The organism is Streptomyces sp. NPDC059201, from assembly GCF_042754585.1.
Classification (GTDB): Bacteria; Actinomycetota; Actinomycetes; order Streptomycetales; family Streptomycetaceae; genus Streptomyces.
The window spans coordinates 190,671-212,555 of record NZ_JBHZBB010000008.1 but is presented as its reverse complement, the minus strand read 5'-3'; the positions used below and the strand labels follow the sequence as shown (position 1 = coordinate 212,555).

18 protein-coding genes are annotated in these 21,885 nt (G+C 71.3%); 15 read left to right on the top strand and 3 right to left on the bottom strand.

The annotated features are described in order from the left end of the window. The first annotated feature begins 183 nt into the window (after nucleotides 1-183). From ACFXMG_RS25420 to serA, 4 genes are all read left to right on the top strand, one after another. A complete protein-coding gene (locus ACFXMG_RS25420; RefSeq protein WP_383824034.1) occupies nucleotides 184-2,037 on the top strand; it encodes an acetolactate synthase large subunit in 1,854 nt (617 codons plus the stop codon). A 35-nt stretch (nucleotides 2,038-2,072) separates the two neighbouring features. Beyond that, the gene (gene ilvN / locus ACFXMG_RS25415) at nucleotides 2,073-2,597 is read left to right on the top strand and encodes an acetolactate synthase small subunit (protein WP_043219928.1); all 525 of its coding nucleotides are present in this window, start codon (nucleotides 2,073-2,075) and stop codon (nucleotides 2,595-2,597) included. Between the two features lie 128 nt (nucleotides 2,598-2,725). After that, nucleotides 2,726-3,727, top strand: a complete 1,002-nt coding sequence (ilvC, locus tag ACFXMG_RS25410; RefSeq protein ID WP_360317357.1) for a ketol-acid reductoisomerase — start codon at nucleotides 2,726-2,728, stop codon at nucleotides 3,725-3,727. Nucleotides 3,728-3,962: 235 nt separating this feature from the next. Beyond that, nucleotides 3,963-5,552, top strand: a complete 1,590-nt coding sequence (gene serA / locus ACFXMG_RS25405; protein ID WP_383824038.1) for a phosphoglycerate dehydrogenase — start codon at nucleotides 3,963-3,965, stop codon at nucleotides 5,550-5,552. Between the two features lie 120 nt (nucleotides 5,553-5,672). Here the strand turns inward: serA and ACFXMG_RS25400 are convergent, their stop codons facing one another. Beyond that, entirely contained in the window at nucleotides 5,673-6,920 is a 1,248-nt protein-coding gene (locus ACFXMG_RS25400; RefSeq protein WP_383824041.1) for a PucR family transcriptional regulator, read from the bottom strand. Nucleotides 6,921-7,115: 195 nt separating this feature from the next. On the opposite strand from ACFXMG_RS25400, the gene ACFXMG_RS25395 reads away from it, so the two are divergent. The 11 genes from ACFXMG_RS25395 to ACFXMG_RS25345 all read left to right on the top strand — a co-directional run bounded on the left by ACFXMG_RS25395 (nucleotide 7,116) and on the right by ACFXMG_RS25345 (nucleotide 19,837). Beyond that, nucleotides 7,116-8,042, top strand: a complete 927-nt coding sequence (locus tag ACFXMG_RS25395; protein ID WP_383824044.1) for a proline dehydrogenase family protein — start codon at nucleotides 7,116-7,118, stop codon at nucleotides 8,040-8,042. Between the two features lie 35 nt (nucleotides 8,043-8,077). Then, nucleotides 8,078-9,709 carry an L-glutamate gamma-semialdehyde dehydrogenase gene (gene pruA / locus ACFXMG_RS25390; protein ID WP_383824047.1) on the top strand — a complete coding sequence of 544 codons (1,632 nt, stop codon included), beginning with the start codon at nucleotides 8,078-8,080 and terminating at the stop codon, nucleotides 9,707-9,709. Between the two features lie 117 nt (nucleotides 9,710-9,826). Continuing rightward, a complete protein-coding gene (locus ACFXMG_RS25385) occupies nucleotides 9,827-10,363 on the top strand; it encodes a GNAT family N-acetyltransferase (RefSeq protein WP_383824050.1) in 537 nt (178 codons plus the stop codon). Nucleotides 10,364-10,679: 316 nt separating this feature from the next. Then, entirely contained in the window at nucleotides 10,680-10,811 is a 132-nt protein-coding gene (locus ACFXMG_RS25380; RefSeq protein WP_351108786.1) for a hypothetical protein, read from the top strand. 77 nt (nucleotides 10,812-10,888) lie between these two features. Continuing rightward, nucleotides 10,889-11,929, top strand: a complete 1,041-nt coding sequence (locus tag ACFXMG_RS25375) for a 3-isopropylmalate dehydrogenase (RefSeq protein WP_383824053.1) — start codon at nucleotides 10,889-10,891, stop codon at nucleotides 11,927-11,929. Nucleotides 11,930-12,172: 243 nt separating this feature from the next. After that, nucleotides 12,173-13,258, top strand: a complete 1,086-nt coding sequence (locus ACFXMG_RS25370) for a branched-chain amino acid aminotransferase (protein WP_383824056.1) — start codon at nucleotides 12,173-12,175, stop codon at nucleotides 13,256-13,258. Nucleotides 13,259-13,459: 201 nt separating this feature from the next. Then, nucleotides 13,460-14,476, top strand: a complete 1,017-nt coding sequence (locus ACFXMG_RS25365) for an agmatine/peptidylarginine deiminase (RefSeq protein WP_383824059.1) — start codon at nucleotides 13,460-13,462, stop codon at nucleotides 14,474-14,476. A gap of 93 nt (nucleotides 14,477-14,569) precedes the next feature. Beyond that, nucleotides 14,570-15,115, top strand: a complete 546-nt coding sequence (locus tag ACFXMG_RS25360; RefSeq protein WP_383824122.1) for a TetR/AcrR family transcriptional regulator — start codon at nucleotides 14,570-14,572, stop codon at nucleotides 15,113-15,115. A gap of 75 nt (nucleotides 15,116-15,190) precedes the next feature. Continuing rightward, the gene (locus ACFXMG_RS25355) at nucleotides 15,191-16,546 is read left to right on the top strand and encodes an MFS transporter (RefSeq protein WP_383824062.1); all 1,356 of its coding nucleotides are present in this window, start codon (nucleotides 15,191-15,193) and stop codon (nucleotides 16,544-16,546) included. 284 nt (nucleotides 16,547-16,830) lie between these two features. Beyond that, nucleotides 16,831-18,462, top strand: a complete 1,632-nt coding sequence (cimA, locus tag ACFXMG_RS25350) for a citramalate synthase (protein WP_383824064.1) — start codon at nucleotides 16,831-16,833, stop codon at nucleotides 18,460-18,462. Nucleotides 18,463-18,514: 52 nt separating this feature from the next. Further along, entirely contained in the window at nucleotides 18,515-19,837 is a 1,323-nt protein-coding gene (locus ACFXMG_RS25345) for a hypothetical protein (protein WP_383824067.1), read from the top strand. 34 nt (nucleotides 19,838-19,871) lie between these two features. On the opposite strand, the gene dnaN is transcribed toward ACFXMG_RS25345, so the two are convergent. Next, entirely contained in the window at nucleotides 19,872-20,981 is a 1,110-nt protein-coding gene (dnaN, locus tag ACFXMG_RS25340; protein WP_383824070.1) for a DNA polymerase III subunit beta, read from the bottom strand. A gap of 133 nt (nucleotides 20,982-21,114) precedes the next feature. Then, nucleotides 21,115-21,726, bottom strand: coding sequence for a YceI family protein (locus tag ACFXMG_RS25335; protein ID WP_383824072.1), 612 nt, complete (start codon nucleotides 21,724-21,726; stop codon nucleotides 21,115-21,117). Nucleotides 21,727-21,885: the final 159 nt, after the last annotated feature.

The window sequence follows — 21,885 nt, the reverse complement described above, 5'->3', positions numbered from 1 at the left end:
ATTCTCGTACTTGGAAAGCGCGTCGGCTGAAGCCAGGCCCCCGAAGGCCGGCTGAGAACCACCCGACGCGCTCCCCTCGCTTGCCTTCCGGCACGAGGGGTTTTTTGTTGCACTGGTTCTCTCGGAATACGACGCAAACCCTCGTAAAACACCCCGCAAAAAAACCCTCTGCTTCGAGAAGAGATGCTGATGACCGAGCAGGCCACCGGGCACCATCCGCAGCCGCGGCCCCGCAGCGGCGCGACGCCCGCCCCCACCGTCGAGCACGTCACGGGCGCGCAGTCCCTCATCCGCTCTCTCGAAGAGGTGGGTGCGGACACCGTCTTCGGTATCCCGGGCGGCTGCATCCTGCCCGCGTACGACCCGATGATGGACTCCAAGAAGGTCCGCCACGTCCTGGTCCGCCACGAGCAGGGCGCCGGCCACGCGGCCACCGGCTACGCCCAGGCCACCGGCAGGGTCGGCGTCTGCATGGCGACCTCCGGTCCCGGCGCGACCAACCTGGTCACCCCGATCGCCGACGCGCACATGGACTCGGTCCCGCTGGTCGCGATCACCGGGCAGGTCGCCTCCAAGGCGATCGGCACCGACGCCTTCCAGGAGGCGGACATCGTCGGCATCACCATGCCGGTCACCAAGCACAACTTCCTGGTCACCAAGGCCGAGGACATCGCGAAGACCATCGCCGAGGCGTTCCACATCGCCTCCACCGGCCGCCCCGGCCCGGTCCTGGTCGACATCGCCAAGGACGCCCTCCAGGCGAAGACCACCTTCTCCTGGCCGCCGCAGACCGACCTGCCCGGCTACCGCCCGGTGACCAAGCCGCACGCCAAGCAGATCCGGGAGGCGGCGAAGCTCATCGCCGCGGCCAAGCGCCCGGTCCTCTACGTCGGCGGCGGTGTCATCAAGTCGGGTGCGACGGCCGAGCTGAAGATCCTGGCCGAGCTCACCGGCGCCCCGGTCACCACCACCCTGATGGCCCTCGGCGCCTTCCCGGACAGCCACCCGCTGCACGTCGGCATGCCCGGCATGCACGGCTCCGTCACCGCCGTCACCGCGCTCCAGAAGTCCGACCTGATCGTCGCCCTCGGCGCCCGCTTCGACGACCGCGTCACCGGCAAGCTCGACAGCTTCGCCCCGTACGCCAAGATCGTCCACGCGGACATCGACCCGGCCGAGATCGGCAAGAACCGCGCGGCCGACGTCCCGATCGTCGGTGACGCCCGCGAGGTCATCGCCGACCTGGTCCAGGCCGTCCAGGCCGAGCACAGCGAGGGCAACCAGGGCGACTACTCCGCCTGGTGGTCCGACCTGAACCGCTGGCGCGAGACCTACCCGCTCGGCTACGACCTGCCGGAGGACGGCAGCCTCTCCCCGCAGCAGGTCATCCAGCGCATCGGCAAGCTCGCCCCCGAGGGCACGATCTTCACCGCGGGCGTCGGTCAGCACCAGATGTGGGCCGCCCACTTCATCGACTACGAGAAGCCCGCCACCTGGCTGAACTCCGGCGGCCTGGGGACGATGGGTTACGCCGTCCCGGCCGCCATGGGCGCCAAGGCCGGCGCGCCCGACCGCACGGTCTGGGCGATCGACGGCGACGGCTGCTTCCAGATGACCAATCAGGAGCTCACCACCTGTGCCCTGAACAACATCCCGATCAAGGTCGCCATCATCAACAACGGCGCCCTCGGGATGGTCCGCCAGTGGCAGACCCTGTTCTACAACCAGCGCTACTCCAACACCGTCCTGCACTCCGGCCCGGACGACGTCAACCCGGAGGCCAAGGGCACCCGCGTCCCGGACTTCGTGAAGCTGTCCGAGGCCATGGGCTGCGTCGCCCTGCGCTGCGAGTCCCCGGACGACCTCGACAAGGTCATCGCCGAGGCCAACGCCATCAACGACCGTCCGGTCGTCATCGACTTCATCGTCCACGAGGACGCCCAGGTCTGGCCCATGGTCGCCGCCGGCACCTCCAACGACGAGGTCATGGCCGCCCGGGGCGTCCGCCCCGACTTCGGCGACGGCGAAGACGACTGAGCAGCGACGCGTCACAGGGAAGAGGCCCACACACCATGTCCAAGCACACCCTCTCCGTCCTCGTCGAGAACACGCCCGGCATCCTCGCCCGGATCGCCGCCCTGTTCTCCCGTCGCGGATTCAACATCGACTCCCTCGCCGTCGGCGTCACCGAGCACCCCGACATCAGCCGCATCACCATCGTGGTCAACGTCGAGTCGCTGCCCCTGGAGCAGGTCACCAAGCAGCTCAACAAGCTGGTCAACGTCCTGAAGATCGTCGAACTCGAGCCCAGCGCCGCGATCCAGCGCGAGCTCGTCCTGGTGAAGGTCCGCGCCGACAACGAGACCCGCTCCCAGATCGTCGAGATCGTCAAGCTCTTCCGCGCCAAGACCGTCGACGTCTCGCCCGAGGCCGTCACCATCGAGGCCACCGGTTCGAGCGACAAGCTGGACGCCATGCTCAAGATGCTGGAGCAGTTCGGCATCAAGGAGCTCGTCCAGTCGGGCACCATCGCCATAGGGCGTGGCGCCCGGTCCATCACGGACCGGTCCCTGCGGGCACTCGACCGCAGCGCGTGACGCTCCGCACCGTCCACGGGGGCTGACCGCCGGTCCATCCGGCGGTCCGCCTGACGAGACCCCTCAACCTTCCTTCCGCTCCCCGCCGTACGGTGGGACGCAACACCAGCACCTCAAGGAGATTCCCAGTGGCCGAGCTGTTCTACGACGCCGACGCCGACCTCTCGATCATCCAGGGCCGCAAGGTCGCCGTGATCGGTTACGGCAGCCAGGGCCACGCCCACGCGCTGTCGCTCCGCGACTCGGGCGTCGACGTCCGCGTCGGTCTCCACGAGGGCTCGAAGTCCAAGGCCAAGGCCGAGGAGCAGGGCCTGCGCGTGGTCACCCCCGCCGAGGCGGCGGCCGAGGCCGACCTCATCATGATCCTGATCCCGGACCCGATCCAGGCCAAGGTCTACGAGGAGTCCATCGCCCCGAACCTGAAGGACGGCGACGCGCTGTTCTTCGCCCACGGCTTCAACGTCCGCTTCGGCTTCATCAAGCCCCCGGCCGGCGTCGACGTCGCCCTGGTCGCCCCGAAGGGCCCGGGCCACCTGGTCCGCCGCCAGTACGAGGAGGGCCGCGGCGTCCCCGCGATCGCCGCCGTCGAGCAGGACGCCACCGGCAACGCCTTCGCGCTCGCCCTCTCCTACGCCAAGGCGATCGGCGGCACCCGCGCCGGCGTCATCAAGACCACCTTCACCGAGGAGACCGAGACCGACCTCTTCGGCGAGCAGGCCGTTCTCTGCGGTGGCGCGTCCGCGCTCGTCAAGGCCGGTTTCGAGACCCTGGTCGAGGCCGGCTACCAGCCGGAGATCGCGTACTTCGAGTGCCTCCACGAGCTGAAGCTGATCGTGGACCTCATGTACGAGGGCGGCCTGGAGAAGATGCGCTGGTCCGTCTCCGAGACCGCCGAGTGGGGCGACTACATCACCGGCCCGCGCGTCATCACCGCCGACACCAAGGCCGAGATGAAGAAGGTCCTCACGGAGATCCAGGACGGCACCTTCGCCAAGAACTGGATGGACGAGTACCACGGCGGTCTGAAGAAGTACAACGAGTACAAGACCCAGGACGAGCAGCACCTCCTGGAGACCACCGGCAAGGAGCTGCGCAAGCTCATGAGCTGGGTGAACGACGAGGAGGCGTAAGCCCCTCGGGACGGGGCCGGACACTCTGTCCGGCCCCGTCCCGCTTCATTGGACACCCCGTCCAACACGGACGGGTGATCCTTCCAACGAGGCGTACGACGTGCGCCGATGCGGCACTACACTGCTCAACAACATCGCGTCTGGCCCACAGCGTCGTGCGCTTTCACGCGGCAAGCCCCCTCCACCGCCTGCGGCCGTCGGGACGGCCGTCCGCACTGCCTCTGTGAGGACTCACGTGAGCTCGAAACCTGTCGTACTCATCGCTGAAGAGCTGTCGCCCGCCACCGTCGACGCCCTGGGCCCGGACTTCGAGATCCGGCACTGCAACGGCGCCGACCGCGCCGAGCTGATCCCCGCGATCGCCGATGTCGACGCCATCCTCGTCCGCTCGGCCACCAAGGTCGACGCTGAGGCCATCGCCGCCGCGCAGAAGCTGCGGGTCGTCGCCCGCGCCGGCGTCGGCCTGGACAACGTGGACGTCTCCGCCGCCACCAAGGCGGGCGTGATGGTCGTGAACGCCCCGACCTCCAACATCGTCACCGCCGCCGAGCTCGCGTGCGGTCTGCTGGTCGCCACCGCGCGCAACATCCCGCAGGCCAACACCGCGCTCAAGAACGGCGAGTGGAAGCGGAACAAGTACACGGGCGTCGAGCTCAGCGAGAAGACCCTCGGCGTCGTCGGCCTCGGCCGCATCGGCGTCCTGGTCGCCCAGCGGATGTCCGCCTTCGGCATGAAGATCGTCGCGTACGACCCCTACGTGCAGCCCGCCCGCGCCGCCCAGATGGGGGTGAAGCTGCTGGCCCTGGACGAGCTCCTGGAGGTCGCCGACTTCATCACCGTCCACCTGCCGAAGACCCCGGAGACCCTCGGTCTCATCGGTGACGAGGCGCTGCACCGGGTCAAGCCGAGCGTCCGGATCGTCAACGCCGCGCGTGGCGGGATCGTCGACGAGGCCGCGCTGTACTCGGCCCTCAAGGAGGGCCGCGTCGCCGGCGCCGGCCTCGACGTGTACGCGAAGGAGCCCTGCACGGACTCCCCGCTCTTCGAGCTCGACCAGGTCGTCTGCACCCCGCACCTCGGCGCCTCCACCGACGAGGCCCAGGAGAAGGCCGGCATCGCCGTCGCCCGCTCCGTGCGCCTCGCCCTCGCCGGCGAGCTCGTCCCGGACGCGGTCAACGTCCAGGGCGGCGTCATCGCCGAGGACGTCAAGCCGGGTCTGCCGCTCGCCGAGAAGCTCGGCCGGATCTTCACCGCCCTCGCGGGCGAGGTCGCGGCCCGCCTCGACGTCGAGGTGTACGGCGAGATCACCCAGCACGACGTCAAGGTGCTCGAACTCTCCGCGCTCAAGGGCGTGTTCGAGGACGTGGTCGACGAGACCGTGTCGTACGTGAACGCGCCGCTGTTCGCGCAGGAGCGCGGTGTCGAGGTCCGCCTCACCACCAGCTCCGAGTCGCCCGACCACCGCAACATGGTCACCGTGCGCGGCACGCTCTCCAGCGGCGAGGAGGTCTCGGTCTCCGGCACCCTGGCCGGCCCCAAGCACCTCCAGAAGATCGTCGCCGTCGGCGAGTACGACGTGGACCTCGCGCTCGCCGACCACATGGTCGTGCTGCGTTACGAGGACCGTCCCGGCGTCGTCGGCACCGTCGGCCGGATCCTCGGCGAGGCCGGTCTGAACATCGCGGGCATGCAGGTCTCCCGCACGGAGGAGGGCGGCGAGGCGCTCGTCGTGCTCACCGTCGACGACACCGTCCCCGCGGCCGTGATCGCCGAGATCTCCTCGGAGATCGGCGCCACCTCGGCCCGCTCGGTCAACCTGATCTGACCCTTCCCCGGCAGGGTTTCCCGTACCCGGCCGCTGGACACCGTCCCGGACGGCTGCCCAGCGGCCGGGTACGTCGCTGTTACGGGCGCTGCCGAGGGTGCTGTTGCGGCTCTTCGCGGCTCAGAGTCGGGCCGCCTTCAGGGCCATGTGGAGCAGGAGGCGGTCCTCGCCGGTGTCCAGGTCGAGGCCGGTGAGTTGTTCGACTCGGGAGAGGCGGTAGTAGAGGGTCTGGCGGTGGATGCCCAGGGCTGCCGCCGTGCGGCCCGCCTGGCCCGCGTGGTCGAGGAACACCTCGGCCGTGCGGGCCAGTTCCGTGTGCGCGGGGCCCAGGAGCGCGCGGACCGCCGGGTCCGGTTCGGCCGGCGGGAGGGCGGTGAGCAGGCGGTACGGGCCGAGGTCGGACCAGCGGGCGAGCGGGGCGAGCCGGGGCTGGGCGTGCGCGGCGCGGGCCGCGCCGGTCGCCTCGTGCCAGCACCGGTCCAGCTCGCCGAGGCCGCGCCGGGGGGCGGCGATCCCGGCGACGGCCGCCGCGCCCGCCGGTCCGCGGAGCTGTTCGGCGGCGGTCGTGGCGGGGGAGAGGTTGTCGGCGGAGCGGAGCCGCACCAGGAGGGCCAGCGCCCGCTGCGGGGCGGGACCGGGGGCGTAACCCCCGTCGGGCGCCGGTGCGGGTCCCGGGCCGCCGTTCTCGGCGCGGCGCCTCGGCGCGGCGGTTCCGGTGGGGGCCGGGGTGATGGCGGGGCCGTGCCACGGGAGGGTGCAGACGGCGGCCGTGCCGGGGACCGTGCGGGGGGAGGGGGAGTCCTCGCCGGTCCAGGGGGCCAGGCAGATCAGGGCGTGGAGGCCGTCCGCGTCGGGGCCCAGGGCCGTACGGAGGGCGGCGACGGCCATGTCGTACTGCCAGCCGCGCTCCGCCGTCAGGACGGTGCGCAGCTCGCGGGAGAGGTCGGCGCCGGCGCGCTCCTCGTCGGCGAGGAGCTCGCCGATCCGGGCGGCCACCTCCATCGCGGCCGTCAGCCGCTCGTGCGAGGGGCCCGGCTCGGCGTCCAGGAGCCAGACGTAGCCGAGGACGACACCCCGATGGCGTACCGGAAGACAGATCCGGTCCCGGAAGACGCCCGCGTCCGGCGCGGCCGGGATGCGGACGGGGCCGGTGGCCCGGGTGATGCCGAAGCCCTCGAACCAGGCGCGGACCGCCGGGGTCGACCTCCGGGTCAGGATCGAGCGGGTGCGGACCGGGTCCATGGCGCTGTCGTCGTCGCTGTCGTGCGCCCCGAAGGCGATCAGCCCGAAGTCGCGGTTCTCCAGCGTCGCCGGGGCGCCGAGCAGCGCCGAGATCTCGTCCACCAGATCCTGGTAATCGCCCTTCACGGGCCCCATTCTCGCACCCGTCACCCGCTCTTTCAGACAGATGTCTGAGGGCGCGCTCACGGATGCGTGACAGCTGTAGATGGCGCAGGATCGGAGCGATCCATAGGTTTCACGGTGGTTCTCCGTGCTGTTCCCGGTTCGTACCCGTACCGCCGGTAATGGCCCTGTTCTTCCTCGCCCCTTTGGAGGTGCCCCGTGCTGGGTCCCGTGATCCTCGCCGCGTCGCGCAGCGACAAGATGCGCCGTCTCGTGTCGGCCGCGCCCGGGACCAAGCAGGTCGTGGCGCGCTTCATCGCCGGCGAGATCGTGGACGACGTCGTGCCGATCGTCCAGGAGCTGACCGACCGCGGCCTGGAGGTCACCCTCGACGTCGTCGGGGAGGACATCACCACCGTCGAGCAGTCCTACGCCGCCCGTGACGCCTACCTGGAGCTGATCGGCCGCCTCAAGGAGCTGGGCCTCGGCGAGCGCGCCGAGATGTCCGTCAAGCTGTCGATGTTCGGGCAGTCCCTGGAGAACGGCCACGAGCTGGCCCTCGCCAACGTGCGCCCGGTCGTCGCGGCCGCCGCCGAGATCGGCACCACCGTCACCCTGGACGCCGAGGACCACACCACCCTCGACTCGATGTTCGCCATCCACGAGGAGCTGCGGAAGGACCACCCGCAGACCGGCTGTGTCATCCAGGCGTACCTCTTCCGCACCGAGGCCGACGCGCGCCGCCTCGCCGCGAACGGCTCCCGCGTCCGGATCGTGAAGGGCGCCTACAAGGAGCCCGCCGAGGTCGCCATCCAGGACAAGCCCGAGATCGACAAGGCGTACGTCCGGATCATGAAGATCCTGATGGACGGCGAGGGCTACCCGATGATCGGCTCGCACGACCCGCGCCTCATCGCCATCGGCCAGGAGCTGGCCCGCCGCGCCGGGCGCAAGCTGGACGAGTACGAGTTCCAGATGCTGTACGGCATCCGCTCCGAGGAGCAGAACCGCCTCGCCGCCGAGGGCCACCGCATGCGCGTCTACACGGCCTACGGCACCGACTGGTACGGCTACTTCATGCGCCGTCTCGCGGAGAAGCCGGCCAACCTGCTCTTCTTCGTCCGCTCCATCCTGACCAAGGGCTGAGCCCACTACCCCTCTTTGAAGGAGTTCCGAGACTCATGGACGCTGTGACCCAGGTCCCCACTCCCGTCAACGAGCCGGTGCACGGCTACGCCCCCGGTTCGCCCGAGCGCGCCCGGCTGGAGGCCAAGCTCAAGGAGCTGGCCGACAACCCGCGCGAGCTGCCGATGACCATCGGCGGCGTGAAGCGCATGGGCGGCGGCGAGGAGTTCAAGGTCGTCCAGCCGCACAACCACAGGGCCGTCATCGGCACCTTCCGCGGTGCCACCGAGGCCGACGCCCAGGAGGCGATCGACGCGGCCCTGGCCGCCGCCCCGGCCTGGCGCGCGATGTCCTTCGACGACCGCGCCGCGATCATCCTGCGCGCCGCCGAGCTGCTCGCCGGCCCCTGGCGCGAGACGCTGGCCGCGTCCACCATGCTCGGCCAGTCGAAGACCGCCCAGCAGGCCGAGATCGACACCCCGTGCGAGCTCGTCGACTTCTGGCGCTTCAACGTCGCGTACGCCCGCCAGATCCTGGCCGAGCAGCCGCCGGCGAACTCCCCGGGCGTGTGGAACCGACTGGACCACCGCCCGCTGGAGGGCTTCGTCTACGCGATCACGCCGTTCAACTTCACGGCCATCGCGGGCAACCTGCCCACCGCCCCCGCCCTCATGGGCAACGTGGTGGTCTGGAAGCCGTCCCCGACGCAGACCCACTCCGCCGTGCTCCTCATGGAGCTCCTGGAGGAGGCCGGCCTGCCGAAGGGCGTCATCAACCTGGTGACCGGCGACGGCATCGCCGTCTCCGAGGTGGCCCTGAACCACCGCGACCTGGCCGGCATCCACTTCACCGGCTCGACCAAGACCTTCCAGCACCTGTGGAAGACGGTCGGCACCAACATCGAGAAGTACCGCTCCTACCCGCGGATCGTCGGCGAGACCGGCGGCAAGGACTTCGTCGTCGCCCACCCCAGCGCCGACCGCGCGATCCTGAAGACCGCGCTGACCCGTGGCTCCTTCGAGTTCCAGGGCCAGAAGTGCTCCGCGTCCTCGCGCGCCTACGTCCCGGCCTCCATCTGGAACGACGGCTTCAAGGAGGAGTTCGCGGCCGAGGTCGACGGCATCAAGATGGGTGACGTCACCGACCTGTCGAACTTCATCGGTGCCGTCATCGACGACCGCTCGTTCGCGAAGAACAAGGCGGCGATCGACCGTGCGTCCTCCGACCCGAGCTGCACGATCGTCGCCGGCGGCACCTACGACGACTCGGAGGGCTACTTCGTCCGCCCGACCGTCATCGCCTGCACCGACCCGGAGAACGAGGTCTTCAAGGCCGAGTACTTCGGCCCGATCCTCGCCGTCCACGTCTACGAGGACGACCAGTACGACGCCATGCTGGAGCAGATGGAGTCGGTGTCGGACTACGCGCTGACCGGTGCGGTCATCTCCAACGACCGCGCCGCCGCCGCGTACACGATGGAGAAGCTCCGCTTCGCCGCGGGCAACTTCTACATCAACGACAAGTCGACCGGCGCCGTCGTCGGCCAGCAGCCCTTCGGCGGCGGCCGCGCCTCGGGTACGAACGACAAGGCCGGCGCCCCGCAGAACCTGATGCGCTGGACGCTGACCCGCGCCATCAAGGAGACGCTGGTCCCGCCGACCGAGTACGGCTACCCGCACATGGGCTGAGGCCCGCCCGCCGCGTGAGCGGCCCCTGATCACCGCCCCCCTCCCCGGTCCCCCCAGGCCGGGGTCGGGGGCGGTATTCATGTGCGGGCCCGGGGGAGCCGGTGGCAGGGTGGGCGGATGACCGTGAGGACCGCGCCCACCCATTCCCTCGGCGCGGAGCGGCTGACGGCCGCCCGCGCCCTGCTCGACGCCGCCTTCGACGGCGACTTCTCCGCGGAGGACTGGGACCACACCCTCGGCGGCGTCCACGCCTGGATCGAGGACGAGGCGGGGCTCGTCGCGCACGGGGCCGTCGTCCAGCGGCGGGTGCTGCACCGCGGACGCTCGTACCGGATCGGGTACGTCGAAGGGGTCGCCGTCCGGGCCGACGCCCGCCGCCGCGGCCTCGGCGGCGCGGTCATGGACGCCCTGGAGCGGGTCATCGACGCCACCCACGCCTTCGGCGCGCTCTCCGCCTCCGACGAGGGCGCCGCCCTCTACCGGGCGCGCGGCTGGCGGGTCTGGGGCGGGCGGATCGAGGTGCTGGGCCCCGGCGGGGTCGTACGGCTCCCGGAGGAGGAGGGCGGCGTCTTCGTCCGCCCCGCGGGCGCCCTCACCCTTCCGGACCCCGCCGCCCCCCTCGTCGTCGACTGGCGGGACGGCGACGTGCTCTGACGGCGACGGGGCTCTGACGGCGACGTGCTGTGACGCGACGTGCTGTGACGGCGCGGGGGACCGGGGGAGAGCCACTGTCTCAGATAGTAGGAAGTCCGAGTAATTGTGGAGACAGATGCGGGTCGCTGGCCTAGCTTTGTAGAAGCCGAACGTCTCGCTACATCAGCGAATGGCGGTCGAGAGCGCGACGCCCTGTGCAGGCAACCCCTGTGGCGGCGCTCCCCGCCCCTTTCAGGCGCCTTCGATCACTGATCTCCCGATCGCAGCTGATCTCCGCACGTCCGGATCACCACTGATCTCAAGGAGTCGACCCCTCATGGCCGCTCAGACCACCCCCCGCGTCCGCCACTCCGCCGCCCGTCCCAGCGACGAGGCCCGGCAGAACGCCGCCGCCGCCCTCCAGCGCGCCCTCGACCGCCGTGACAACGGCGGCTCCACCGGCCACTGACCAGCCCGACGCCTGTCCGTTCGTCCACATGGTGGACGATGCGTGTCAGACGATGGGACGAAGAGTAGGGTGCCGCCATGTCTCACAGCATCAATCTCGCAGTCATTCCCGGCGACGGCATCGGCCAGGAGGTCGTGGCCCAGGGCCTCAAGGTCCTCGCGGCCGTGCTTCCCCAGGACGTGAAGCTGGAGACCGAGGAGTACGACTTCGGCGCCCGGCGCTACCACGCCACCGGTGAGACCCTCACCGACGCCGACCTGGACTCCCTCAAGAAGCACGACGCCATCCTGCTCGGCGCGATCGGCGACCCCTCGGTGCCGTCCGGCGTCCTGGAGCGCGGCTTCCTGCTGAAGCTGCGCTTCGCCTTCGACCACCACGTGAACCTGCGCCCCTCGAAGCTGCTCCCCGGCGTCTCGACCCCGCTCGCCGGCCAGCCCGCGATCGACTTCGTCGTCGTCCGCGAGGGCACCGAGGGCCCGTACACGGGCAACGGCGGCACCATCCGCAAGGGCACCCCGCACGAGGTCGCCACCGAGGTCTCCGTCAACACCGCCTTCGGTGTCGAGCGCGTGGTCCGGGACGCCTTCGCCCGCGCCCAGGCCCGCCCGCGCAAGAAGCTGACGCTGGTGCACAAGAACAACGTGCTGACCTTCGCCGGCCACCTCTGGACCGACACCTTCAACAAGGTCGCCCAGGAGTTCCCCGAGGTCACCACCGACTACCTGCACGTCGACGCCGCGACGATCTTCCTCGTCACCGACCCGGCCCGCTTCGACGTCATCGTCACCGACAACCTCTTCGGCGACATCATCACCGACCTCGCCGCGGCCGTCTCCGGCGGCATCGGCGTCGCCGCCTCGGGCAACATCAACCCGAGCCGCGACTTCCCGTCCATGTTCGAGCCGGTCCACGGCTCCGCTCCGGACATCGCGGGCCAGGGCAAGGCCGACCCCACGGCCACCGTCCTCTCCGTCGCCCTCCTGCTGCGCCACCTCGGCCACGAGGCCGAGGCCGCCCGGGTCGAGGCGGCCGTCGAGGCCGACCTCACCGAGCGCGGCGACGCCGTCCGCACGACGGACCAGATCGGCGACGCGCTCGCCGCGCGAGTAGCGAGCTGACCCGCGCGCCACTGACACCACACAGCAGCCGCCGGGTCACCCACGCACCCGGCGGCTGTTTCCTGTGCGGTCGCGGGGTGTCACCATCGAACCCTGGACCGCTCACCCGTTTCGTACCCCGGTTCCCACGCGCGATAATCAGACGTGGGCCGCGGCGTGCGGGAAAGCTCGGACGTCCTAGCAGTACTGCGAGGCGGGCGTGGGCGCGGTCCGACACACACAACCGGTGAAGGACTAGCACCCATGACGACCATCGAGCTCAAGCCCTCCTCCAGCCCGCTGTCCGACGCGGAGCGCGCGGCGATCCTGGCGAATCCGGGATTCGGCCGCCACTTCACCGACCACATGGTCACCATCCGCTGGACCGAGGGCCGCGGCTGGCACGACGGCCAGCTCGTGCCGTACGGCCCGCTCTCCCTCGACCCGGCCACCAACGTCCTGCACTACGCGCAGGAGATCTTCGAGGGCCTGAAGGCGTACCGCCGCCCCGACGGCTCGGTCGCCTCCTTCCGCCCCGACGCCAACGCCCGGCGCTTCCAGTCCTCGGCGCACCGCCTCGGCATGCCGGAGCTCCCGGTCGAGACCTTCATCGAGGCGTGCGACGCCCTGGTCCGCCAGGACGAGGCGTGGGTCCCCGCGCACGGCGGCGAGGACTCGCTCTACCTCCGCCCGTTCATGATCGCGACCGAGGTCGGCCTGGGTGTCCGCCCGGCCAACGAGTACCTCTTCGTCGTCATCGCCTCCCCGGCCGGCCCGTACTTCTCCGGCGGCGTCAAGCCCGTCTCCATCTGGGCCTCCGAGGACCGCGTCCGCGCCGTCCCCGGCGGCATGGGCGACGCCAAGACCGGCGGCAACTACGCGGCCTCCCTGCTCGCGCAGGCCGAGGCGGCGGAGAAGGGCTGCGACCAGGTCTGCTACCTCGACGCGGTCGAGCACAAGTGGGTCGAGGAGCTCGGCGGCATGAACCTGTACTTCGTGTACGGCGACAGGATCGTCACGCCGACCCTCACCGGCTCGCTGCTCGCCGGCATCACCCGCGACTCCCTCCTCAAGGTCGCCCGGGACCTCGGCTACACGTCCGAGGAGGCCCGTGTCTCCATCGACCAGTGGCAGGCCGACACCGAGAACGGCACCCTCACCGAGGTCTTCGCCTGCGGCACCGCCGCCGTCATCACCCCCGTCGGCACGGTGAAGTCCGCGCGCGGCGAGTGGCGGCAGTCGGGCGGCGAGCCCGGCGAGGTCACCATGAAGCTGCGCGACGCGCTGCTCGCGATCCAGACCGGCAAGGCCGAGGACACCCACGGCTGGATGCACGAGCTGGGGAAGTGACCCGCTAGCCGGTTCCTCGAAGGCGCCCGGGACGGTCTCCGTCCCGGGCGCTCTTTTCTTGCCCATTTTGAGCGGCGCTCAATGTGACCTCCGCCCGGTCTGTCGGCCGCTGCTTGGAAGCGTTCTGTCCAGCATTTAGAGTGGCACTCAAACAGGAGCTGAACCGTCTCTGCCTCCCCCGAACCGCTAGGACGTACCGCCATGACCTACCGCATGCCCGCCGAGTGGACCCCGCACGAGCGGACCTGGATGGCCTGGCCCAGCCCCAACCCCACCTTCACCGACGAGGAGGAGCTGACCGGGGCGCGCCGGGCGTGGGCCTCCGTCGCCCGCACCGTCCGCCGCTTCGAGCCGGTGACCATGGTGGTCGCGCCCGGCGACGCGGAGGGCGCCCGCGCCCTCCTCGGCGACGACATCGACCTGGTCGAGCGCGAGCTCGACGACGCGTGGATGCGCGACATCGGCCCCACCTTCGTCACCGACGGCACCTCCCTCGCCGCCGTGGACTGGGTGTTCAACGGCTGGGGCGCCCAGGACTGGGCCCGCTGGGAGCACGACTCCAAGATCGCCCGCCATGTCGCGGACGTCGCCGAGGTGCCCGTACTGAACAGCGAGCTGGTCAACGAGGGCGGCGGCATCCACGTCGACGGCGAGGGCACCGTCCTCCTCACCGACACCGTGCAGCTCGGCTCCGGCCGCAACCCCGAGTGGAGCCGCGAGGAGGTCGAGCGGGAGATCCACGCCAAGCTCGGCACCACCAAGGCGATCTGGCTCCCGCACGGCCTCGCCGGCGACTACGGCATGTACGGCACCCAGGGCCACGTCGACATCGTCGCCGCCTTCGCCCGCCCCGGCACCGTCCTCGTCCACAGCCAGCAGGACCCGAACCACCCCGACTACGGCCGCTCCCGGCTGTACGTCGACATCCTCCGCGCCCAGACCGACGCCCAGGGCCGCCCCCTGGAGGTCATCGAGGTCCCCGCCCCCACCGTCCTCAAGGACGAGGAGGGCGACTGGGTCGACTACTCGTACATCAACCACTACCTCTGCAACGGCGCCGTCGTCCTCTGCGCCTTCGACGACCCGCACGACGAGCTCGCCGCCGAGATCTTCCGCCGCCTCTTCCCGGAGCGCGAGGTCGTCCTGGTCGACGCCCGCACGATCTTCGCCGCCGGGGGCGGCATCCACTGCATCACCCAGCAGCAGCCGGCGGTGTAGAACGTACGAGTGAGTCAGAGCAGCAACCCGCCCGCCGCCCCCCGCCGTCGCAACCAGGCCGCGCCGCCGCGGGAGGACGTCTTCGCGGCGGCCATGGACACCGTGGCCGAGCGCGGTCTCGACGGGCTGACCATGGCCGGTCTCGGGCGGCAGGTGGGAATGAGCAGCGGGCACCTCCTCTACTACTTCCGCACCAAGGACGAGCTGCTGCTCCAGACCCTGGAATGGAGCGAGGGCCGGCTCGGCGCCGAGCGGCGGGCCCTGCTCTCACTGCCGGGCAGCGCGCGGGAACGGCTCGAAGGCTTCGTCGACGTGTACGTCCCCGACGGGCCGCGCGACCCGCACTGGACGCTCTGGCTGGAGGTCTGGAACCGGTCCCAGAACGCCGCAGAGGACGCCCGCGCCCGCCAGGCCGCCATCGAGGGGGCCTGGCACCGGGACCTCGTCGCGATCCTCGCCCAGGGCGTCTCGCGCGGCGAGTTCCGGCCCGTCGACCCCGACCGCTTCGCCACCCGGATGCGCGCCCTCCTGGACGGCTACAGCGTGCACGTCGCGGTCGGTCTGCCCGGCACCGGGCGGAGCGAAGTCCTCGCCCAGGTACGGGAGTTCATCGACGAAACCCTGATCCCGCGAACGTAACGCACGTAAGTACTCCCGATCGTTGTGCCCTGCACCCTTGTTGGGCGGCGGGTCCCTCCGGCACGGTTCCGGGCCATGGGACGAGATCACTGGAAGAAGATCTGGGTCGGGTCGGCCGGGAACATGGTCGAGTGGTTCGACTGGTTCGTGTACGCGAGCTTCGCCGTGTACTTCGCGGGAGCCTTCTTCCCCGAGGGCAACGACACCGCCAAACTCATGAACACCGCCGGCATCTTCGCCGTCGGCTTCTTCATGCGCCCGGTCGGCGGCTGGCTCCTCGGCCGGGTCGGCGACCGGAAGGGCCGCAAGGCCGCGCTCACCCTCACCGTCACCCTCATGTCCGCCTCCGCGCTGCTCATCGCCGTCGCCCCCACCTACTCCGTCGCGGGCTACGGCGGCGCCGCCGTCCTCCTCGTCGCCCGCCTCCTCCAGGGCCTCTCCGTCGGCGGCGAGTACGCGGCCAGCGCCACCTACCTCACCGAGGCGTCCGCCCCCGGCCGGCGCGGCCTCGCCTCCAGCTTCCAGTACGTCTCCATGACCGCCGGACAGGTCTTCGGCCTCGGCCTGCTGCTGGTCCTCCAGCACACGATGTCCACCGAGGCGCTGCACGCCTGGGGCTGGCGCGTCCCCTTCGTGATCGGCGCCCTCGGCGCCGCCGTCGTCTTCTACCTGCGCCGGAACATGCTGGAGACCGAGGTGTACGAGGAGACCGCCGACGCCGGTGTCGCCCCCGGCCGGCAGGGCACCCTGCGCGCGCTCTGGGACCACCGCCGCGAGGCGTTCCTCGTCGTCGCCCTCACCATGGGCGGCACGGTGGCCTACTACACGTACACCACGTACCTCACCAAATACCTCTCCAACAGCGCGGGCCTGCCCAAGCAGACCGCCACCCTCGTCTCCTTCTGCGCCCTCATCGTCTTCGCCTGCCTCCAGCCGCTCGCCGGCGCGCTCTCCGACCGGATCGGCCGCCGCCCCCTCCTCATCACCTTCGCCGTCGGCTCCACCCTCCTCACCGTGCCGATCCTGACCATGCTCAAGCGCGCCGACTCCTTCTGGCCCGCCCTCGGCCTCTCCCTCCTCGCACTGCTCGTCGTCACCGGCTACACCTCGATCAATGCCTGCGTGAAGGCCGAACTGTTCCCCACCGGCATCCGCGCCCTCGGCGTCGCCCTGCCGTACGCCATCGCCAACGCGCTCTTCGGCGGCACCGCCGAGTACGTGGCCCTCTGGTTCAAGAACGCCGGGATCGAGTCCGGCTTCGCCTGGTACGTGGCCGGCTGCGCGGCCGTCTCCCTGGTCGTCTACCTGGCCATGCGCGAGACCCGCGACATCGACCTCGCCCGGGTGGGCACCGCCGAGGGGACCGGCGCCGCGCCCGGCCCCGTACCGCCCGCCCGGAAGACCGGTGCCGCCGTGGATTCCGCATCGTGAGATCCGCGTCCTGAACCGCGCGGGCCTGTGGCAGACTGCGGGCGTGCTTGCTACCACGATGATTATCGGCAGCGGCGCGCCGGTCCGCAGTGACCGCTGAACCCCGGGACTCCACCCCCGCGGCAGCGGCCATCGTGCCCCAGACCCGCGCGCAGACCTCTCGCACCCGCGAGGGGTTTTTTCGTTTTCCGGCCCCACCCATGCCGGAGGCGGAGGGCGCGTGAGAATGGGGGCAAGTGGATCCAGACCTTCCGGAGCCACATCCGACAGGAGCCAACACAGTCATGACCACCGAGAACGGCGAGAGCACCCGTCCGGGCGCCGGCCCGGCCGACGACAGCTTCCACGTCTTCGACACGACGCTCCGCGACGGAGCCCAGCGTGAGGGCATCAACCTCACCGTCGCGGACAAGCTGACCATCGCCCGGCACCTCGACGACTTCGGCGTCGGCTTCATCGAAGGCGGCTGGCCCGGCGCCAACCCGCGGGACACCGAGTTCTTCGCCCGCGCCCGCCAGGAGATCAGCTTCAGGAACGCGCAGCTCGTCGCCTTCGGCGCCACCCGCCGGGCCGGCGGCAGCGCCGCCGACGACCCGCAGGTCAGGGCGCTCCTCGACTCCGGCGCCCCGGTGATCACCCTGGTGGCCAAGTCCCACGACCGGCACGTCGAACTGGCCCTGCGCACCACCCTCGACGAGAACCTGGAGATGGTCCGCGACACCGTCTCCTTCCTGACCTCCCAGGGCCGCCGCGTCTTCGTCGACTGCGAGCACTTCTTCGACGGCTACAAGGCGAACCCCGCCTACGCCAAGGCCGTGGTCCGCGCCGCGCACGAGGCCGGCGCCGACGTCGTCATCCTCTGCGACACCAACGGCGGCATGCTCCCCGCCCAGGTCCAGGCCGTCGTCGGCACCGTCATCGCCGACACCGGCGCCCGGCTCGGCATCCACGCCCAGGACGACACCGGCTGCGCCGTCGCCAACACCCTCGCCGCCGTCGACGCGGGCGCCACCCACGTGCAGTGCACCGCCAACGGCTACGGCGAGCGGGTCGGCAACGCCAACCTCTTCCCCGTCGTCGCCGCCCTGGAACTCAAGTACGACAAGCGCGTACTGCCCGAGGGCGCCCTCGCCGAGATGACCCGCATCTCGCACGCCATCGCCGAGGTCGTCAACCTCACGCCCTCCACCCACCAGCCGTACGTGGGCGTCTCCGCCTTCGCCCACAAGGCCGGCCTGCACGCCTCCGCCATCAAGGTCGACCCCGACCTCTACCAGCACATCGACCCCGAGCGGGTCGGCAACACCATGCGGATGCTCGTCTCCGACATGGCCGGCCGCGCCTCCATCGAGCTCAAGGGCAAGGAGCTCGGCGTCGACCTCGGTGACGACCGCGCGCTGGTCGCCCGGGTCGTCGAGCGGGTCAAGGAGCGCGAGCTCCAGGGCTACACCTACGAGGCCGCCGACGCCTCCTTCGAGCTGCTGCTCCGCGCCGAGGCCGAGGGCCGGGCCCGCCGCTACTTCCGCACCGAGTCCTGGCGGGCGATCACCGAGAACCGCCCCGACGGCACCCACGCCAACGAGGCCACCGTCAAGCTCTGGGCCAAGGGCGAGCGGATGCTCGCCACCGCTGAGGGCAACGGCCCGGTCAACGCCCTCGACCGCGCCCTGCGCGTCGCCCTGGAGCGGATCTACCCGCAGCTCGCCAAGTTCGAGCTGGTCGACTACAAGGTCCGCATCCTCGAAGGCCGGCACGGCACCGAGTCCACCACCCGCGTCCTCGTCACCACGAGCGACGGCAACACCGAGTGGGCCACCGTCGGCGTCGGCGAGAACGTGATCGCCGCCTCCTGGCAGGCCATCGAGGACGCCTTCACCTACGGGCTGCTGCGCGCCGGGGTCGACCCCGCGGAGTAAACGATCTCCGCCCGATATGTCTAGTTCTCGCCCATTCGGGTAAGTGCGAACCATGAGGACCAGGGAGATTTCGGTGTGGTCGGCCCTCGCCGGGCTGATCCTCCTGCTGCTTCTGGCCCTGGCACCCGCGGCGGCGGGAGCCAGGGCCGCGGGCGTCTCGGACGCGGCCGCGGCCCTGCGCCAAGGCCCGGTCTACGTCGACCCGGGCGCAGCCGACCAGCTCTCGGCGGGCGAGGCCGCCGCCCTTGCGCAGAAGATCGAGGACGCGGACAAGCCCCTCTTCGTGGCCGTCCTGCCGGAGGGCGCGGAGTACCCGCCGCAGGGGCTCATCGACAACCTGCGCGCCCAGACCGGCATCGCCGGGGTGTACGCGGTGGCGCTCGGCGACGGCTTCGACGCGGGCTCCGATCCCTCCGTGATGCCGCCGACGGCCGTCCAGAACATCGCCGACTCGGTCCGGCAGCCAGGCGCCGACGCCGCCACCGAACTGAACGCCTTCGCCGACCAGGTCCTCCCCGCGATGCGCGGCGCCGCACCCGAGGCATGGCCCGGCGGCGGCTCCGACTCCGGGGTCCCGGTCGCCGGCCTCGTCACCCTCGGCGCGGTGGCCGCCGTCGGCGGCGCGGGCGCCTACGCCGTGGTGCGGAGCAGGCGGAAGAAGAGGGAGGCGGAGGAGCGGGCGGCCGTGGAGAAGCTCCGGGTCGTCGTCGACGAGGACATCACCGCCTTCGGCGAGGAGCTGGAGCGGCTCGACTTCCACCCCGCGGAGGCCGGCGCGAACGAGGCGATGCGCGCCGACTACGAACAGGCCCTCGACTCCTACGACCGCGCGAAGACACGGATGGGCGCGGTGGAGCGCCCGCACGAGGTCCGCGGGGTCACCCAGGCGCTGGAGGACGGGCGCTACTCCCTGGCGGTGCTCGACGCCCGCCGCGGCTCCCGCGCGCTGCCCGAGCGCCGGCCCCCGTGCTTCTTCGACCCGCGCCACGGCCCGTCCATCGAGGACCGCACCTGGACCCCGGCCGGCGGTGCCTCCCGCGAGGTCCCGGTCTGCGCCGCCGACGCGGCCCGCCTGGACGACGGCCAGGACCCGCTCGCCCGTACGGTCGAGACCGACGCCGGTCGCCGCCCCTACTGGGAGGCGGGCCCGGCCTACGGCCCCTGGGCGGGCGGCTACTTCGGCGGCGGGCTGCTGCCCGGCCTGCTCGTGGGCACCATGCTCGGCTCGGCCCTCGCCACCCCCGCGTACGCCTCCGAGTACGGCGGCGGCGACTTTTCGGGCGGCGATTTCTCCTCCGGGGACTTCTCCTCCGGTGACTACGGCGGCGGAGACTTCGGCGGCGGAGGCGGCTTCGACGGCGGCGGAGGCTTCTGACCGCCGTCAGGCCGTGAGAGCGCACCGACCGCCGTCAGACCAGGGGCTTCACCGACATCAGCAGGTGTCGGTGGCGGCCGTCCTCGCCGTCGGCCAGGAGGGCGCGCTGGCCGGGACCCAGCAGGTGGAGGCGTACGTCCTCGGCGGTGAACCGGGACAGGGCGTCCAGCAGATAGCCCGGGTTGAAGGCGACCGTCATCGCCTCGGCGCCGTCGAGGACCGCGGGCAGCCGCTGGGAGGCCACGTCGTCCTCGTACCCCGCGCGCAGCCGGAGCGTCGTCCCCTCGAAGGCCAGCTGGACCGGGCTGTCGCCCTCGGCGACCACCGCGACCCGCCGCACGGCCTCGACCAGCGCGGCCCGGCCGGTGACCGCGACCGCGTGGTCGCCGAGGGCGAACAGCTTGTCGTGGCGGGGGAGCCGGCCGTCGAGCAGCCGGGCGGTGGTGCGCACCCCGGCCCGCTCGAAGCCGATGGAGTGCGCGTCGAGCCCGATCCGGGCCCGGCCGCCGCCCGCGAAGGACCTGGCGGTCTCGGCGAGGCGGCGGGCCGGCACGACCACGTCGGCGGGTCCGGCGGCGGCCGCCCCGAACTCCGGGTACCACTCCAGGGTGCGGACCGCGTACCGGTAGCGGTCGGTGGCGGCCAGCGTCATCAGGGGGCCGTCCAGCGCGAGCCGTATCCCGGTGAGGACCGGCAGCGAGTCGTCCCGCCCGGCCGCCGCCGTGACCTGGCCGACCGCCTCCGCGAAGGCGGCCCCGTCGACCTCTCCGAGGACCGGCGGCAGCGCCGGGGCGGCCGGATAGGAGTCGAGCGGCAGCAGCGAGAGGCCGAAGCGGACCTCGCCGGAGGTGACCGAGAGCCGGGCGCCCTCCACGGCCAGCTCGGTCCGCCCCGGCGGCAGCACCTTGCAGATGTCGAGCAGCCGCCGGCCGAGCACCAGCGCGCGGCCCGGGGCGACGGTCGCGGCCTCGACCTCCACGCGCGCGGACGCCTCGTGGTCGAGCCCGAAGACGCTCAGCCCGCCGTCCTCGCCGGCCTCCAGGAGCAGTCCGCCGAGGACGGGCATGGGGGAGCGGGCGGGCAGCACGCGCGCGGCCCACGCGACGGCTTCGGTCAGCACGGCACTGTCGATGTGGATCTCCATGCCGCCGACGCTAACGGCCGCCTCTGACAACGCTCCTGACCAGCGATGGGAAGACCCTGGAATGCCGAGCGCCCGCCTCCGCCGTGGGGGCGGAGTGCGGGCGCGCTCGTGTCCGGGTTCTACCGGGAAGGGGTCAGGCGGCGTTCTTGATCGCGGAGATGTCGAAGTTCAGCTTCACCTTGTCGCTGACCATGACACCGCCGGTCTCCAGGGCCGCGTTCCAGGTGAGGCCCCACTCGGAGCGCAGGATCTCGGCGGAGCCCTCGAAGCCGACGCGCTCGTTGCCGTAGACGTCCGTCGCGGTGCCGTTGAACTCCAGGTCGATGGAGAGCGGCTTGGTGACGTCCTTGATGGTCAGGTCGCCGGTGATCCGGTACTTGTCGCCGCCCAGCTGCGCCGCCTCGGTGGAGCGGAAGCTCATCAGCGGGAACTGCTCGGCGTCGAAGAAGTCGCCGCTGCGCAGGTGGCCGTCGCGGTCGCCGATGCCGGTGTCGATGGAGGCGATCCTGACGTCGATCGCGGCGGTGGAGGCGCCCGGGTTCGAGCCGTCGAGCTTCAGCGCGCCCTCGTGCTCGCCGAAGGTGCCGCGGACGTTGGTGACCATCGCGTGGCGGACGGTGAAGCCGATGCTGCTGTGCGCCGGGTCGATGGTGTAGTCGCCGGTCAGGGCGGCGAGGGCCGGGTCGACCGGGAGGGTGGCGGTGGTGGTGGCGGACTCGGTGTTCTTGCGGCCGAAGAGACCCATGGCGTGCTCCTTGTCGGGGGTGTTCGTCGAGGTGTTGTTGAACCTTCAACGAGAACGACTGTAACCCCATTCCGTTCAACTTTCAACATCTAGGGAAACCGTTCATCCGGACGGCCCACCCGGACGGCCCCACTCCGACCCCGACGCCCTCTGGCGGAC